Source organism: Flavobacterium geliluteum (genome assembly GCF_017948595.1).
GTDB lineage: Bacteria > Bacteroidota > Bacteroidia > Flavobacteriales > Flavobacteriaceae > Flavobacterium > Flavobacterium flavipigmentatum.
The window spans coordinates 12,432-28,343 of the sequence record NZ_JAGFBV010000039.1 but is presented as its reverse complement, the minus strand read 5'-3'; the positions used below and the strand labels follow the sequence as shown (position 1 = coordinate 28,343).

Annotated in this window: 17 protein-coding genes; 6 read left to right on the top strand and 11 right to left on the bottom strand. The window is 34.4% G+C overall.

The features are described from left to right. Window positions 1-273: 273 nt before the first annotated feature. Entirely contained in the window at window positions 274-1,509 is a 1,236-nt protein-coding gene (locus J3495_RS17670) for an ABC transporter permease (protein WP_210668078.1), read from the bottom strand. Window positions 1,510-1,628: 119 nt separating this feature from the next. Further along, window positions 1,629-2,123, bottom strand: a complete 495-nt coding sequence (locus J3495_RS17665) for a YkgJ family cysteine cluster protein (RefSeq protein WP_210668077.1) — start codon at window positions 2,121-2,123, stop codon at window positions 1,629-1,631. A 74-nt stretch (window positions 2,124-2,197) separates the two neighbouring features. Here J3495_RS17665 and J3495_RS17660 point away from each other — a divergent pair, with 74 nt between their 5' ends. Beyond that, on the top strand, window positions 2,198-2,905 hold the full coding sequence (locus J3495_RS17660) for a class I SAM-dependent methyltransferase (RefSeq protein WP_210668075.1): 708 nt from the start codon (window positions 2,198-2,200) through the stop codon (window positions 2,903-2,905). 19 nt (window positions 2,906-2,924) lie between these two features. Further along, window positions 2,925-3,470 carry a YfiT family bacillithiol transferase gene (locus J3495_RS17655; protein WP_210668073.1) on the top strand — a complete coding sequence of 182 codons (546 nt, stop codon included), beginning with the start codon at window positions 2,925-2,927 and terminating at the stop codon, window positions 3,468-3,470. 67 nt (window positions 3,471-3,537) lie between these two features. Here the strand turns inward: J3495_RS17655 and J3495_RS17650 are convergent, their stop codons facing one another. The 8 genes from J3495_RS17650 to J3495_RS17620 form a co-directional block, all read right to left on the bottom strand. Further along, window positions 3,538-4,170: a 7-carboxy-7-deazaguanine synthase QueE gene (locus J3495_RS17650; RefSeq protein ID WP_210668071.1), complete on the bottom strand. Its 633-nt coding sequence runs from the start codon at window positions 4,168-4,170 to the stop codon at window positions 3,538-3,540. Window positions 4,171-4,271: 101 nt separating this feature from the next. After that, window positions 4,272-5,939 carry a tetratricopeptide repeat protein gene (locus J3495_RS17645; RefSeq protein WP_210668069.1) on the bottom strand — a complete coding sequence of 556 codons (1,668 nt, stop codon included), beginning with the start codon at window positions 5,937-5,939 and terminating at the stop codon, window positions 4,272-4,274. Window positions 5,940-5,955: 16 nt separating this feature from the next. Then, on the bottom strand, window positions 5,956-6,879 hold the full coding sequence (locus J3495_RS17640) for a PstS family phosphate ABC transporter substrate-binding protein (protein WP_210668067.1): 924 nt from the start codon (window positions 6,877-6,879) through the stop codon (window positions 5,956-5,958). Window positions 6,880-6,881: 2 nt separating this feature from the next. After that, on the bottom strand, window positions 6,882-7,112 hold the full coding sequence (locus J3495_RS19230) for a hypothetical protein (RefSeq protein WP_236025496.1): 231 nt from the start codon (window positions 7,110-7,112) through the stop codon (window positions 6,882-6,884). Beyond that, a complete protein-coding gene (locus J3495_RS17635) occupies window positions 7,112-7,909 on the bottom strand; it encodes an energy transducer TonB (RefSeq protein ID WP_210668065.1) in 798 nt (265 codons plus the stop codon). The genes J3495_RS19230 and J3495_RS17635 overlap by 1 nt, the downstream gene beginning before the upstream one ends. Window positions 7,910-7,939: 30 nt before the next feature. Beyond that, on the bottom strand, window positions 7,940-8,515 hold the full coding sequence (locus tag J3495_RS17630) for an ExbD/TolR family protein (protein WP_210668063.1): 576 nt from the start codon (window positions 8,513-8,515) through the stop codon (window positions 7,940-7,942). Between the two features lie 19 nt (window positions 8,516-8,534). Further along, window positions 8,535-9,164, bottom strand: coding sequence for an ExbD/TolR family protein (locus J3495_RS17625; protein ID WP_210668061.1), 630 nt, complete (start codon window positions 9,162-9,164; stop codon window positions 8,535-8,537). Window positions 9,165-9,205: 41 nt separating this feature from the next. Beyond that, window positions 9,206-10,030, bottom strand: coding sequence for a MotA/TolQ/ExbB proton channel family protein (locus J3495_RS17620; RefSeq protein ID WP_210668059.1), 825 nt, complete (start codon window positions 10,028-10,030; stop codon window positions 9,206-9,208). A gap of 378 nt (window positions 10,031-10,408) precedes the next feature. On the opposite strand from J3495_RS17620, the gene J3495_RS17615 reads away from it, so the two are divergent. Next, complete coding sequence (locus J3495_RS17615) at window positions 10,409-11,929, top strand: helicase HerA-like domain-containing protein (RefSeq protein ID WP_210668055.1); 1,521 nt, start codon at window positions 10,409-10,411, stop codon at window positions 11,927-11,929. 80 nt (window positions 11,930-12,009) lie between these two features. Here the strand turns inward: J3495_RS17615 and J3495_RS17610 are convergent, their stop codons facing one another. Continuing rightward, complete coding sequence (locus tag J3495_RS17610; RefSeq protein WP_210668053.1) at window positions 12,010-13,353, bottom strand: FAD-dependent oxidoreductase; 1,344 nt, start codon at window positions 13,351-13,353, stop codon at window positions 12,010-12,012. 482 nt (window positions 13,354-13,835) lie between these two features. Here J3495_RS17610 and J3495_RS17605 point away from each other — a divergent pair, with 482 nt between their 5' ends. The 3 genes from J3495_RS17605 (at window position 13,836) to J3495_RS17595 (ending at window position 15,873) form a co-directional block, all read left to right on the top strand. Next, window positions 13,836-14,288: a hypothetical protein gene (locus J3495_RS17605; protein ID WP_210668051.1), complete on the top strand. Its 453-nt coding sequence runs from the start codon at window positions 13,836-13,838 to the stop codon at window positions 14,286-14,288. A gap of 103 nt (window positions 14,289-14,391) precedes the next feature. Beyond that, window positions 14,392-15,318 (top strand): S66 peptidase family protein, encoded by a 927-nt coding sequence (locus J3495_RS17600; RefSeq protein WP_210668050.1) that lies wholly within the window; start codon window positions 14,392-14,394, stop codon window positions 15,316-15,318. Then, complete coding sequence (locus tag J3495_RS17595; RefSeq protein WP_210668048.1) at window positions 15,319-15,873, top strand: lysozyme inhibitor LprI family protein; 555 nt, start codon at window positions 15,319-15,321, stop codon at window positions 15,871-15,873. Window positions 15,874-15,912: the final 39 nt, after the last annotated feature.

The window sequence follows — 15,912 nt, the reverse complement described above, 5'->3', positions numbered from 1 at the left end:
AATCGTGAATGCAAAGGCGATATCTTTTCGTTTGTATACAATATTATAGTATTAAGCACAAGTCTTCCCATGACAACAACTCCCCTAGCCCTGATAGAAGTGGAAATCCTTTTGTGACGGCGTTCGGCACAAAAGATTGGAGCGGATAGCAGGAATAAGCTACTAACTAAACTTAAAATAAGAAAATATTAAAACAGTCCTTATATATAGGTGTGAATGAAAAACCCGGCACCTTTGTGAAAAATGCCGGGTTGTACCTATATATGTATGTTATTAATCGAAACGGATGGCTTTGACAGGAGAAATCTTGGTGATGATATAAGAAGGGATTAATAGTACCAAGAAGCAAACTGTGACCGTAAGCAAGTTGAGCAGGACAATATAGCCCCAGTTTAAATACACCGGTGCCTGATTGACATAGTAATTTTCTGGATTTAGAGATACTATTCCGAATTGCTGCTGGATAAGCAATATTGAAATCCCTATTAAGTTGCCCCAAAACAATCCTCGCAAGATAAGATAGAAAGCATTGTATAGAAATATTTTGCGCACAGTCCAGTTATTGGCGCCCATTGCTTTTAGAATTCCGATCATTTGTGTGCGTTCCAGAATAAGGACTAGCAACGCTACTACCATATTGATTGTGGCTACTAAAATCATTACCCCGAGAATAACGAGAATATTAAAATCGAATAATTGCAACCAATCGAAAATGTAACCGTATTTTTCGATAATGGTTTTGGTGTCAAGGTTGGAAGAGGTTTCTTTGTAGATTTTATCTCCCGCAGCACTTATATTGTCAAAGTCTTTTACAAAAACTTCGAAAGCACCCACTTGGTTCTGATTCCATTTATTGATTCTTTGAATATGACGGATATCTCCTAATATATAAGTAGCATCGAAATCTTGAAATCCGGAATTAAAAATACCTGTGATTTTAAATCGGCGGCTATTGGGCATTTTTCCTTGTTCTTCTTTAATAAAAAAAGTATTGAAACTATCTCCTACTTTCAGGCCAAGTCGATCTGCAAGAAATTTTGAGATAATAACATCTTCGTTTAAATTTTTAGAAAAATCAGGCAATTTACCATCAACCAAATATTCCTTGATATTGTTCCAGTCGTAATCGCTACCAACACCTTTGAAAATGATTCCTTCAAAAGCATTTTCAGTTCTAATGATTCCGGCTTTACTGGCTACTGCCTGAATGTGTTTTACATCTGGAAGGGATTTAAAATTAGGATAAAAGTCTTGTTTTTTGGAAATAGGCACCAAAGTAACCTCTGAATTATTATTGTCGTAATTCGAAATAATAATATGCCCATTGAAAGCAGCCACTTTTTCACGAATTTTTTGCTGCAAACCTATTCCTGTTGCTACCGAAACCAACATCATAATAATACCAATAGCAATTGCAGAAATAGCAATTTTTATAATCGGTGCAGAAATACTGCTTTTATAATCTTTTGCAGTAATGAGTCTTTTGGCTATGAAATATTCTAGATTCAATTTGTATCAGGTCTTTTATGGGTTTATTGCTTTCGCTAAAGTCAAAAGTACATTTAAAAAAGTAAAAATGATTTGTTCTAAAAAAACAATTACAAAATATTTAAGTATTTAAAAAGTTTTTATAGCGGAAGTTTCTTTTTCATTTCTTCTACAATATTATAAGCCGCAGGACAAATTGCCACATTTTTTAACGTAAGATCTGTAATTTGATTGAACTTTTTGCGGTCTGTGTGCGGAAATTCCCTGCATGCTTTTGGGCGCACGTCGTAAATCATGCAATAATTTTCATGGTCCAGAAAAGTACAAGGAACACTTTGCAAAACATAATCTTTATCTTCGTCAATTCTTAGATATTGCTCTATAAACTGTTGTGGCTTTTGTCTGAAAGATTTTGAGATTCTCTCTATATCTGCCAAAGTAAACAAAGGCCCAGTTGTTTTGCAACAATTAGCACACTGTAAACAATCTGTTTTTTTAAATTCGGCGTCATGCAAATCCTGCATCACATAGTCTAAATTTTTAGGCTGCTTCTTTTTTAGCTTATCAAAATACTTTTTATTTTCGATATGCTTATCTTTGGCTAACTTTTGTAAGCCATTTAAAATTTGTTTCAAGTTTAGATTTTAAAGTTGAACTGCAAAATTAAACAACTTTGAACTTGAAACCTTAAACTTTGAACTAAAATACAATGAAAGACCTTTTTGGAAAAGCTATTCTTGACTTTCAAACTAATAATTCGCCCGAAGATCTTATTACAGCAACTTCAATTTCTGAAGAAGACGAAATGAGTGTACAGTATTTATTTCGCTCTTACGATGAAATGCCAAAAATAGAGCAAAAAGCTTTGCAATTGGCTTCTGGAAAAGTGTTAGATGTGGGTTGCGGCGCCGGAAGCCATAGTTTAACATTACAAAACGACCGAAATTTAGATGTCATGGCGATTGATATTTCTGAAAAAGCCATTGCAACCTGTAAACTTCGCGGCCTGGAAAATACAAAAGTTCAGAATATTTTAGATTTTGAAGGCCAGAAATTTGATACCATCTTATTGCTTATGAATGGAACCGGAATTTTCGGAAAACTGGTAAACTGCAATCAATATTTATCAAAATTAAAATCCTTACTGAATCCCGGCGGTCAAATCTTAATAGACAGTTCTGACATCATCTATATGTTTGATGAAGATGAGGACGGCGGAAAATGGATTCCGTCTGAAAAAGAATATTATGGCGAGTTGGAATTTACAATTTCCTATAAAGGAGAAAAAGAAACACCATTTGATTGGTTGTATTTAGATTATAATACTTTGCAAAATGCTGCAATTGCTAACGGATTACAGTGCGAACTTGTATTGGAAGGCGAACATTATGATTATTTGGCAAAACTTTCGATTTAAACTTAAAATATTTTGATCAATGGAAAATATCGATTTAGAAAAATTAAAATATCCGATTGGAAAATTTATAGAACCTGCAACATATAATGCATCATATATTTCTGAAAAAATCGAAGAAATTGCCTCCTTTCCAGAAAAATTGAAAATTGAAACAATTCATTTAACCAATGAACAACTTGATACATCTTACCGTCCTGACGGATGGACAATTCGCCAGGTGATTCATCACTGCGCCGAAAGCCACATGAATTGTTATATCAGAATAAAATGGGCGCTTACAGAAAACAATCCTGTAATAAAAGCTTATGACGAAAATCTTTGGTCGCAATTGCCTGACAGTTTACAAATGCCTATTAAGCCTACTTTGTCTCTACTTGAAGGACTTCATTTTAGATTGGTTTATATCATGAAAAATTTATCCGAAGATGATCTTGAAAAACGTTTTATTCATCCTGAGAATAATTCTGAATATAGAATAAAGCAGATTATCGGCACTTATGCATGGCACAGCAACCATCATTTGGCTCATATTACTACTTTAAAAAAGTATAAAAATTGGCAATAACAATGATTAATGATCGAATTATAAAAACTAAAAGCTCTTCAGATGAAGAGCTTTTAGTTTTTATAATTTAAGGAATATTCAAATATTTATGTGTTTGAAGCGAAACACGCCATTTTGGATTATTCATGACATACTCTACAATTAGAGGAGTCATTTCTTCTTTTTTACTCCATTCTGGCTGAAGAAACAAAATAGCGTTATCATTTACCAATTCTGCTTGTTCTTCTGCAAAAATAAAATCATGTTTGTTGTAGATAATCACTTTTAATTCATGCGCGTTATCATACACGGTTTGAGTTGGCAATTTATTTTTCTTCGGCGAAAGACAAATCCAATCCCAAGTTCCTGTAAGCGGATAAGCACCGGAGGTTTCGATATGTACTTTTAAATTTTTGTCTTTCAATTGCTGCGTAAGCAGAGTCATATCCCAAGTAAGAGGTTCTCCTCCTGTAATCACAACTGTATCTGCATATGCAGAAGCATTTTTTACAATTAAATCAACTCCTGTTGGCGGATGTAGCTCTGCATTCCAACTTTCTTTTACATCACACCAATGACACCCCACGTCGCATCCTCCAATTCGTATAAAGTAAGCAGCAGTACCTGTGTGAAATCCTTCTCCCTGAATGGTATAAAATTCTTCCATCAAGGGCAACATAGCTCCTTTATTTACTTCTAATTGTATTTCTTTTGATAACATTATTTTGTTTTAAAGTGCAAAGATAGTCAATTAAATACGGAACATAAAAAAACCGATAGCTCAAAGAACTATCGGTTTAATATTTAAGATAAAAGATTATTTTATTTTAAAGCTTTTACAGATTGCGAAGCATAAGTATTAGCAGGATCTAAAGCCAAAGACTTATTAAAATATTCGATTGCTTTAGTTTTATCGGTATTCGCATAACTAGCCCCGATACTGTTATAAGCTTCTACAATTTTCTTAACCGTTGCTGGTTTTGCCAATTCTTCTGCACCTTTTGCAGTAGTTTTAGTTATATACTCTTCGTAATTTTTGATAATTAAATCATCATTGTTTAACAAATTATAAATTCTGCCTTTGTATAAGTAAGCCTCATCATAAGTTGGAGAAGCAACTAAAACTTTGTCAAATGCTGCAATACCTTTTTCTAAAGCAGCAGCATCATGTGTACCTGCAGCTTTATTAGCATTTCCGTAATAAAGTGAAATACCATAATATACGTTATCATTCAGGTAATTTTTAGATTCCAAATTACTTGCAGACAACTCATAGATAGCAGCTGCTTGGCTGTATTGTTTTTTTCCAAACAACTCTTTTCCAAAATCTCCAAGATCTTCAACCGCAAGAGGCTCCATTTCTACCGCTTTTTTGATGTCTTTCAAACCAGCCTCAAAAGCAGTCGGTTCTATAACGCCAGTTGCATCAGTTCCTTTTTTAATTCTTGCAAATCCTAAATACAAATAATCTTTAGCAATTACTTTGTTCGTAGGAACTTTGATATAATCTTCTAAAGATTTGATAGCTACATCAATATTACCGTTCTCATAAGCAGAGTATCCTAAATATCTGTAAATTCTAGGATTAACTTTGTCTAATTCGATCATTTTGTTCGCTTCAACTTCCAAAGCTTTATAATCTTCAACTAAAATTAAGAAATCAGCATGACGCATTCTTGAATTTATTGAATAATCGGTAAGAGTTAAGTATTTCTCGTAATTAGAAATCGCTTTTTGATAATTTATTTGTCTTGTAGAAGGCTTATTTCTTGCCCATTTGTAATAAGTCTCGGCCAATTCTCTGTAAACAGGTCCGTAATTCGCATCAATAGCAATTACTTCATTAAACGATTTTATCGCTTCATCATAAGATTTAGCCCCTTTTAGCAAAACGCCCAATTGCATTTTTGCTCTCAAAAGTGTTGGATCTGCAGTAAAAGCATCACGATACGCTTTGTAAGCATCATTTTGATTGTTTGCTCCGTAATAAGCATCTCCGATTGTCAAAAGTGCTGTAGCATTTTGTGGCTCAATCGCCAAAGCACGTTTTAAACTAGCAATAGCATTGGTGTAATCAGGGTTTGTAGAATTGATGTAAGCTCTACCAATATATATAAATTCATTTACATCTTTACGTTTCATATCTTTGGTTGCCAATCCAAAATTAGCCTGAGCTGAAGCCGCATTTTTACCGTCAAGATCCAGCTGACCTAAACCGATATAGTTTAAATTTTTCTTGTCAGATGCCTCTAATCCATTTAAGTAATAAATTTTAGCAGAATCAATAACAGATTGATTTAGATATACGTTTCCTAAAACAAAATTTGCTTCACCATCAGATGGTTTTGCTTTGATGATTGATTTTAACAATGATTTTGCTTTCTCGAATTGTTCAGCATCAATTGCTTTTTTGGCCTGGTTTAGATCTTGCGCTTTTGCAACAGAAGCTGAAGCAATTAAAGCAATACTAAAAATTTTAAATTTATTCATCTTTATTGTAATTAATTTATTCTTTATCGTTTATAATTTGTTTTCTAATTTGAAGTTTTCTACCCGGAGTTCTCACTGGCAGCAAACCCGATTTCAAAACTATTCTTTGTCCAATATCTCCCGATATGAATGACGCAAAACCCATTCCCAATCCAGAATAACCTTGACAATTTATAATATACAATTCGCGTGCCAAAGGATATCTCATTTCTGCTATATCATTCTGCGAAGGACTATAATACTGATTATCTTTTAATCCTTTCACACTCAAAACATTGATTTTCTTCACAACATCTAACATATTTGGAGAAGGTTGCGAAAGCCAATTTACACCAACAACGCCAATCATGCCATCATTTTCTGCAACAAACTTAATCACCTCTTCATTTGTTTTGAAAGAGAAAACACCAGTCTTCGGAATCTCTTTTACGTTGGCTAAATCTTTCATGTAGCGCACAGTACTTGAGTTTGGATTATCAAAAACAAGTCCTTTAATTCTAGCATCGGCTTTACCTTGCATAAAATCCACTACAGTTTTCAACGCAATTAAAGTATCATTATTGCTTTTATTCGAAATAAATGCAATCGCATCTGTTGCAAAAGGCGTAACTCTAGGGTTTATTTTTGTTTTTGCAAATTCACCAATCTCTTCCGGAGTTAATTTTCTTGTCATAACGACCACTTTTGCTTTTTCATTCAGCAAGTCATTAATAACTTCTGCTTCCGACTTTGGCTGGAGCGTAATTTTTGCATCATAATAAGTTCCTTCAAAAACAGCAATTTGATCTTCGACAATAGGTTTAACAGTCTCATCAACTGTAATAGTTAAAGCTCCCTTTAAAATTGTTTCCTTATCAGATTGACTTTTGCTTTTTTGATTGCACATGGCAAACAAAAAGACAAAAACGACCAAACTAAAAACCTTACTATATCTCAACATAATTACTCTGTGTTAGAATTAATTAATCTCAAAAAACGAACTCCTGAATATAGTATTAGTAAAATACCAAAAGCATATCTGTACATCGGTTCCATGTTTAAAGGCAATTTTTTCCAAAACATAATCATTAAACCAAGTACAAGATAGATCAAAAAAAACAGTATTCCTAAAACAAGAAGAAATCGCTCTTTGAGCGATTTCTTCTGAATATTATTAAGCTTTTCTTTTAACATTATTCTGCAGATTGAATAGTAATAGGAAGAGAGTACAGTACTCTTACTTTTTTACCATTTTGCTCGCCGGGAGTCCATCTTGGACATTTTTTAAGAACACGAATTGCTTCTGCTCCTGTACCGTAACCGATATCCCTTAAAACTTTAATGTCGGTCAACGAACCGTCTTTTTCAACTACAAAAGTAACATAAACTTTACCTTTCAAACCTTCTTCTTCCGGAGTCTTGTAATTGTTTCCTACAAATTTGTAGAACTTTTCAATTCCTCCTGGGAAATCTGGTTTTACTTCGATACCAGCTGTGTTATAAACCTGGTTATCTTCTTCTACTACTGCAGCAGTTCCAGTACCTACTGGCTCATCAACAGTTAAAACTGCATCCGGATCTCCTTTAATAGTTTCAGAACCAACTTTTTTATCTTTAAGTTCCTCAATTTTAGGAGGATCTTCAGTAACTTCATTTGCTTTTGCAACCACTGGTTTCACAAACTTAACCTGATCTACTTTTGGTGGTGGTGGCGGTGGTGGTGGTTGGTTTGGCTTTACCTCTTCTTTTTTAGGAGGTAGTTTTACTGTAGCGATCTTAATATCGTTATTTACATCTTCTTCTGCAGAATCTGGCAAAAAACTAGCAATAAGAGGAGCAGCAACAGCTAAGCAAAAAATAATAGACCCAAAAATAAGCGCTCTTACTGTAGTCTTAGTATTTGATTTTCTTAACTCATAGGCACCATATATCTTATTACGTCCTTCGAATACGATATCAAGCCACTGATTTTTAATTATATCTAATTTCATTTTTCTTGATTATTAAGGTATTCAACAAGATTACTGTGGTGTTTCTACTGCTGGCGACTTATCTATCAGCTTTGTTTCCTCTGGAGTAAACTCAGGAACAATTGCATACGTATCTACACCAGAAATCGCCATCTCATCTAAAATATCAACCAAGTTACGGTAATTTGATTTTTTAGTTGGTTTGATAATAACAATAATTCCGTTTTTTGGCTTACCCAAAGCTGCAGAATATGCTAAAACCGATTTTTTTCTAGACAACAATTCTTTACGAATTCCATCTTTACCATAAGCGATTTCTTTCGGCCCCGCAATTGGAGTAGCAAGTAATCCCATATAATAAACCATTTTATTATCTGCACCCAACATAACAGTCATTGTACGATTTTCATCGACTTTTACAGGAGGAGCATCGTCTTTTGGATCTTTATCTGGCAACGACAAATCCATCGATTGAGGTTTTGACAACGTTGTGGTTAACATAAAGAACGTGATTAATAAGAAAGCCAAATCTACCATCGCAGTTAAATCTACTTTTGAGTTTTGCTTTTTACTTCTTACTTTGCCACCTTTTCCGCCGCCACCGTCGCCGGTATTTAATTCAGCCATTTTAGTGTATATTTTTTAATTAAAAGTCATCTCTACCTCTCATACCTGTTACCAGATTAAAAGAGTTGATTTTTTGATCTTGCAAAATATCCATTATTTTTCTGATAGCTGGATATTGTTCTTTTGCATCTCCTTTTATTGCAATTTGCAATTCTTTATCATGAAGATCAATTGTAGCTCTTCTTGAAACCAAAAGCCATTCTTTTAATTGATTGTCTAAAGAATCCAAAGGAATACCCGGTTGGTTTGCTTTACTTCTATCAGATGCTTTCATATCAATGATCTGCTTCAAGTTTGCAAGGGGCACACCAAAATCATCCATTAATGAAAAGTTCTCCTGATCTTTTTCTGAAAAGTTCACCCCTAATTTTGCTCCCATACCTTCAAGAGTTTTTTTACGAATATCTCGTCCCTTGATGTCAAAAAACACTTTGCTTTTACCATCTTTTCCTTTACCTATCGTGATAATAGCTAAATCTGTATCAGGTAATTTAGTTTGTGCAACAGACGAAGGCGTATCTACAGGAAGTGCTTCAGGCACTTTGGCAGTAGCGGTCAAAATAAAGAACGTAAGCAAAAGGAACGCAACATCACACATGGCAGTCATATCTGTCGATGTTGACTTTTTTTTCATTTTTATTTTAGCCATTATCTTTTATTTTATTTTGATAAATAAATATCAAAAATTAATTATTGTTTCAAACTTCCTCTGAATCTTCTGTAAGTATTTACGATTGTAGTACCAGCCTCATCAATAGAGTAAGTTAAATCATCAATTTTAGCAGTAAAGAAGTTGTAAGAAACGATAGCCAAGATTGAAGTAGAGATACCTGTTGCAGTGTTGATAAGTGCCTCAGAGATACCAGTTGCAAGAGCAGCTTGATCTGGAGTTCCAGCAGAAGCTAACGCACCAAACGCTTTAATCATACCTGATACTGTCCCTAATAATCCTCCTAAAGTTCCTAATGATACTAAAGTAGAGATAATAGTCATGTTTTTTTCTAACATTGGCATTTCTAATGAAGTTGCCTCTTCGATTTCTTTGTGAATTACTTCTGAAGCTTCTTCACTGTTGAAACCTTCTTTTTTAACATCTTGGTATTTAATCAAAGCAGATTTAATTGCGTTTGCAACTGAACCTTGTTGTTTGTCACATGAAGCGATTGCAGCTTCGATGTTACCTTCTTTAATGCTAGCTTGTACATTTTTCATAAATGTATCCAAGTTAGATTTTCCTGCCGCTTTACCGATAACGATAAATCTTTCAATAGAAAACACAACAACCATTAAAAACATACCTAATAATACTGGTACGATAAAACCTCCTTTGTAAACTTGTCCTAATGTATTAATTGGATGACCAGTTTCTGGATTACCTCCTTCGAAGTTAGCAGCATCTCCCATGATTACTTTCCAAATAAACACCCCAACTAAAATACACGCAACAATAATGATTCCAGTAATCATTCCTCCTCCATTCGAAGTGCTTTCTTTTTTAACTTTAACGTTTGCCATTTTTCTTAATTTTAATAGTTTTAAATAATTTTATTTTTTAGTTATATTTAACTTGTAGAGGAGCAAATTTATACGTTTAGTTTAAATAAAAAAACTTTTTTTAATTTTATTGAAGTAAATTTAACTTGAATTTAAAAAATATCTCATTAATTTGTCAACATCGTTTTTTTGATAAAACAAAAAAAAGGTCAAATTACATCGAAATTACAACGTTTTAGTAAATAATCTATCATTCTTTTGATATCTTCTTAAAAAGTTGCGAAATTGTTTTTTGTTCGGTTTTTGACCAAAAAAGGCTTTTTCCTACTAAAAAAATGAATTAAAAATATTTAAAAATCAAGCGATACTCTTATAACCACCTAAATTACAAATAAAAACATGAATAAAAAAGATAATTTCATTCAAGATGTAAATAACGGATATCAAACCAAAGGAGACAGTATCATCTTAGGCGGCGCCATTCTTGACGGAGAAGCGATAGCAGAAGCACATGTCAAAATCCCCCTTAAAACCCTAAACCGTCACGGACTTATTGCAGGAGCTACGGGAACAGGAAAAACAAAGACAATACAAGTTTTTTCGGAACAACTTTCTAATGCAGGAATTCCAGTTTTGATGATGGATATTAAAGGTGATTTTAGCGGAATCGCCAAAGAAGGTAAAGAAGAAGGCTTTATCACCGAACGCCATACCAAAATAAATCTACCTTATAATACAGCATCTTTTCCGGTTGAACTGATGACACTGTCTCAGCAAAACGGAGTGCGTTTGCGTGCTACTATTTCTGAATTTGGACCTGTTTTATTTTCCAGAATTTTAGATTTGAATGATACTCAGGCTGGCGTCATTTCGGTTATTTTTAAATATTGTGACGACAACAAAATGCCTTTACTAGACTTAAAAGACATTAAAAAAGTAATAAATTATATCACCGAAGAAGGCAAAGAGAAAATCACGGAACATTACGGCAAAATTTCGACAGCAACAACCGGAACGATTTTGCGCAAAATAATAGAACTGGAGCAGCAAGGTGCCGATTTGTTTTTTGGAGAATTGTCTTTTGAAATAGAGGATTTGATGCGTATTGACGAAAACGGAAAAGGTTACGTAAATATCATTCGCTTGACGGATATTCAGGACAAACCCAAATTATTCTCGACTTTTATGTTGAGTTTATTGGCAGAGATTTACCAGCAAATGCCCGAAAAAGGAGATGCAGATCAGCCGGAACTTGTCATTTTTATAGACGAGGCGCATCTGATTTTTAACGAAGCCAGTAAAGCTTTATTAGAACAAATCGAGACCATTGTCAAATTAATTCGCTCAAAAGGCGTGGGCGTTTATTTTGTTACGCAAAACCCAATGGACGTTCCTAGCGGTGTTTTGGCACAATTAGGTCTAAAAATTCAGCACGCTTTGAGAGCTTTTACTGCCAATGATCGACAAGCGATAAAAAAAACAGCCGACAACTATCCTACTTCTGACTACTATAAAACAGATGAATTGTTGACCAGTTTAGGAATCGGAGAAGCTTTGGTCACAGCACTCAACGAAAAAGGAGTTCCGACACCACTTGTTGCCACAATGATGCGTGCTCCGATGAGCAGAATGGATATTTTATCTGCCGATGAAATTGAAAGTATCAACTCAAAATCTAAATTGGTAAAAAAATACAGCGAAGAAACAGACCGTGAAAGTGCCTATGAAATCCTCAATAAAAAAATAGAAGAGGCCAATCAGGCCAGTGTAGAAGCCGCAGAAGAACAAACAAGTGAGAAACAATCAAAATCTGAGCCAAGCACAGCAAGTGTGGTAGGAAAATCGGTTCTGAAAGTCGTAACGAGCGCTACTTTTATTAGAGGTGTTTTTGGGGTACTGACTAAAATATTCAAAAAATAAAAATTCACCATATAAGTAATTTAAGTTGATTTACTTTGTAGAAAAAGCACCAACTTAAATTACTTATATGGTTAAAAAAATTATGCCTTTTGCAACAATTCCAAAATCTTAGTATCGATTTCGGGACTATTCCATATATTTTCTATGTTGTCAAGTTTTAGAATCTCTTCCATAATAGCGTTTTGAAAATCACCAATAGCTAAAGCCTCAGCATACGGGCGATCGCTAAAAGTTACACGGCTGTAAAGCGGAATCCATTTGTCTGGATATTTATCTGAAAATGCTTTTTCGATTTTCTTCTGCAACAAAAATTTCTCATCGGCAGTTTTGGTACTCATTTCCATGAAATTACGGTACGAAAGTTCTGCTATCGCATCGGCATTTGGTTTACGCGAAATTTGATATTCAGAAAAAATCTTCTTCCAGTCGTTACCATATTTTTCGATCATTTCATTCAAAACCGTAATATCCTCAAAACCGGCATTCATCCCTTGCCCATAAAACGGAACAATGGCATGACATGCGTCCCCGATCAAAGCAATCTTATCTTCGTATGTCCACGGAAAACATTTCATAGTAACCAAAGTACTGGTCGGATTCTTAAAAAAATCTTCTGCTAATTTTGGAATCACTTCTATAGAATCTGGAAAATTTTTCTCAAAAAAATCTTCGACCATTTTACGATCTGTTAGCGAAGCAAAGGAGTTTTCGCCTTCAAAAGGCATAAACAAAGTACACGTAAAACTTCCGTCAAGATTAGGCAATGCGATCAACATATAATCACCGCGAGGCCAAATATGAAATGAATTTTTATCCAATTTATGACTCGCATCAGGATTGGCAGGAATATTCAGTTCTTTATACCCCATATTCAAAAATTCCTGTGAATAATTGAACATACTCTGGCGTTGCATTCTGTGGCGAATTCTGGAAAAAGCGCCATCTGCACCAAACACCATATCAAATTTTCTTTCTTCCCACTCGCCTCTTTCGGTTTCGCCGATGTGCAAAGTCGCATCGCTCAACGTCACATCCCAGATTTTTTGCTCAAAATAAAATTCGGCACCGGCATTTTCGGCCAGATCAATCATTTTGCGGTTTAGCGTTCCTCTCGAAATAGAATAAATCGATTCTCCCTCCTGCCCGTAATTCTGAAAATTAAGTTTATCCGTTAGATGTATCGCGCGTTTGTCCATCGGAATTGCGATTTCACGCACCGCATCACCAACACCAACGCCATCAAGCGCTTTCCAACCACGATTAGACATCGCCAAGTTGATGGAGCGTCCCGAAAAATTTATTTTGCGAATATCAGGGCTACGATCATAAACATGAACCGTATGACCTTCTTTTTTAAGATAAATTGCCAATAGTGAACCAACCAATCCAGAACCTACAACAGCAATTTTTAGTGGAGTTTGCATCAAGAAAAATCTAAATAATAAGATTGTAAAAATAACTATAAATTACACACTTCATCAAAAATAAACCAAATATTTGCCTCAACAGCACATTATTAGCTTGGGCGTGTCCCGCCAAAAAAGGCGGGTCGGGCTTTCGGCTATATCTTTTGCTTTGCTTCGCCCGCAAAAGGATACCGCCTCGATCCCTCACGCAGCACTCGTTTTCATAAGAAAAACCTTTTTTTTCAGTTGCCGTACAAGTAACAAAAAACCCTTTAAGCACAATTGCTCTGCCTTTACCGAGGCATTTAATCTAAAAAAACGCTAAAAAATTTAGATTTATGAATGTCCTTTCTAAACCTATTTTTTTATTCAAAACCTCTTTTGTGTTTCTTGATTTACCATAAAAAAAATACTATTTTAGCCCAGCCCAAAAAACAGAATCGTTCCCAATAAAACCAATGTATAATTGTAAAAATTATACATAAATTAAAAAATAACCTATGAAGAATTTAAAAAAGCAGTCGTTTTTTGTTTTATTAATATGCCTATTGAGTACTTATGTTGGCTTTTCGCAGCAAGGTTCACCCCCGCCAGCAATGCCAACTCAGCAAAATAAAATCATAATAGACAAGATTATAGAAGCTACAAAATACAAAACATATTTTGTTGATTATTGCCTGGCCAAAATAAATGAAACTGCTGTTGAAGAAAAATGGAACGAGCAAAAAAATATCGAAATCATAGAAAGCATCAATTTTAAAAACTTTAGGGACGCCATTTACAATATGTTTGCTCTTTATGACGAAATAGAACTGGAAACATTACTAACTGCCTATAAAAGCGATACCGCTTATCAAACTAAAAATGCAATCACAACCAACAAAGTCGTGATGAACAATCTGAACATTTATGCCAAAGACGTCGCCAAAGGCAAATATCTCCTGAAGAACTAACCGAAGGCAGATCAATTTTTATTACTTTTATGGTGAGTGAGTAAGTATCAAAAATTTAGAGAGCACTAATCAAAATATTCAAAAAAACATAAAAAAAAGCGCCATGATTAGTCCATCATATTTAAAATCAGGAGACAAAGTTGGCATTGTAAGTACGGCAAAAACCGTTAGTTACAAAGAAGTCGAAGAAGGTCTTGAGATTCTAAAAAGCTGGGAGTTGGATCCTATTATTGGCAAAAATGCTTTTAATGTCTATGGTTTCTTTGCGGGAACAGATCAGGAAAGACTCGAGGATTTGCAAGCCATGCTAGACGATACGTCTATAAAAGCCATCATTTTTACGAGAGGTGGCTACGGAACTGTTAAAATTATTGACCAGCTCGATTTTACTAATTTCCAAAAAAAACCAAAGTGGCTGGTAGGCTATAGCGACATCACGGTGCTGCACAGCCACGTACACAATTTGAATATCGAAACACTTCACGCTGTGATGCTGCAAGGAATGCCCAAAGCGGCGCCCGAAGCTTTAGCATCTCTAAAAAATGCTTTGTTTGGAACAACTTTAACGTATAAAATACCTAAAAACAAACAAAATAAACAGGGCGAAAAAACCGTAGAAGGAATTTTAGTCGGCGGAAATCTTTCTATTTTATATGCTTTAAACGGCTCAAAATCGGATATTGATACGACCGATAAAATTTTATTCTTTGAGGACATCGACGAATATTTATATCATTTAGACCGAATGTTAATCGCACTAAAAAGAAGCAATAAATTAAGCAATCTCAAAGCAATTCTAGTCGGCGCCATGACCGATATCAAAGAATCGACTTTGGAGTACGGCAAAACAGATTACGAGATAATTCTGGAAGAAGTAAACGATTTTGACTTCCCGGTATATTTTGATTTTCCTTGTGGCCATCAATCCGACAATCAGGCACTTATTTTGGGTAGAGAGATCAGGATTACGCCAAACGACAATTATATTACTGTAGATTTTAAAAACCAGAATCAACTTCAATCATCGTAAATGAAATACATTCAAATTATTATACTTTTAGTTTTTATACATCAATTTGGCTTTGCCCAATCACCAAAAGAGATTAGTGAAAATGATTTGAAAAAATGTCACCTAGAAATTGAAAAAGAAGTGGTAAAACTTCGAAAAGAACTTAATGCAGAAGAATATTTATCTGATTTTGATAAACAAATAACAGTTGATTTTAAAATTGACACCCTTCGAATTGAGAAATTACTTTCTAAAAAAATAGAAATAGATTATTCTACTTCAGGTATGGTAAATGCAAGTTATGAAGCTGAAATCGAGTACGACAAATTACTCAATAAATATTATCAAATACTGGCAAAAAAGCTCGATCCTGCTGACAAAGAAGTCTTAAAACAGTCTCAAAAAAACTGGATTGCATTTCGAGATTCTGAAAGAAAATTTAATAGTGCCATCTCTAAAGATCAATATTCAGGAGGCGGAACAATGCAAAGAATTATTGTAGCCAGTGGCTATCTCGAAATTACCCGAAAAAGGCTATTTGAAATCGTCGATTATTTAAATAAATTAAGCGAATAAAATCACAGTTTTAAAAAAAATATCCCACAAGACAAAATA

What these genes read in the sequence shown, in the direction of transcription:
- J3495_RS17630 (WP_210668063.1), bottom strand. Translation starts at nt 8,515, where the DNA reads ATGGCTGAATTAAATACCGGCGACGGTGGCGGCGGAAAAGGTGGCAAA.
- J3495_RS17650 (WP_210668071.1), bottom strand. Translation starts at nt 4,170, where the DNA reads ATGTTATCAAAAGAAATACAATTAGAAGTAAATAAAGGAGCTATGTTG.
- J3495_RS17625 (WP_210668061.1), bottom strand. Translation starts at nt 9,164, where the DNA reads ATGGCTAAAATAAAAATGAAAAAAAAGTCAACATCGACAGATATGACT.
- J3495_RS17660 (WP_210668075.1), top strand. Translation starts at nt 2,198, where the DNA reads ATGAAAGACCTTTTTGGAAAAGCTATTCTTGACTTTCAAACTAATAAT.
- J3495_RS17615 (WP_210668055.1), top strand. Translation starts at nt 10,409, where the DNA reads ATGAATAAAAAAGATAATTTCATTCAAGATGTAAATAACGGATATCAA.
- J3495_RS17620 (WP_210668059.1), bottom strand. Translation starts at nt 10,030, where the DNA reads ATGGCAAACGTTAAAGTTAAAAAAGAAAGCACTTCGAATGGAGGAGGA.
- J3495_RS17595 (WP_210668048.1), top strand. Translation starts at nt 15,319, where the DNA reads ATGAAATACATTCAAATTATTATACTTTTAGTTTTTATACATCAATTT.
- J3495_RS17610 (WP_210668053.1), bottom strand. Translation starts at nt 13,353, where the DNA reads ATGCAAACTCCACTAAAAATTGCTGTTGTAGGTTCTGGATTGGTTGGT.
- J3495_RS17600 (WP_210668050.1), top strand. Translation starts at nt 14,392, where the DNA reads ATGATTAGTCCATCATATTTAAAATCAGGAGACAAAGTTGGCATTGTA.
- J3495_RS17640 (WP_210668067.1), bottom strand. Translation starts at nt 6,879, where the DNA reads ATGTTGAGATATAGTAAGGTTTTTAGTTTGGTCGTTTTTGTCTTTTTG.
- J3495_RS17645 (WP_210668069.1), bottom strand. Translation starts at nt 5,939, where the DNA reads ATGAATAAATTTAAAATTTTTAGTATTGCTTTAATTGCTTCAGCTTCT.
- J3495_RS17635 (WP_210668065.1), bottom strand. Translation starts at nt 7,909, where the DNA reads ATGAAATTAGATATAATTAAAAATCAGTGGCTTGATATCGTATTCGAA.
- J3495_RS19230 (WP_236025496.1), bottom strand. Translation starts at nt 7,112, where the DNA reads ATGTTAAAAGAAAAGCTTAATAATATTCAGAAGAAATCGCTCAAAGAG.
- J3495_RS17655 (WP_210668073.1), top strand. Translation starts at nt 2,925, where the DNA reads ATGGAAAATATCGATTTAGAAAAATTAAAATATCCGATTGGAAAATTT.
- J3495_RS17605 (WP_210668051.1), top strand. Translation starts at nt 13,836, where the DNA reads ATGAAGAATTTAAAAAAGCAGTCGTTTTTTGTTTTATTAATATGCCTA.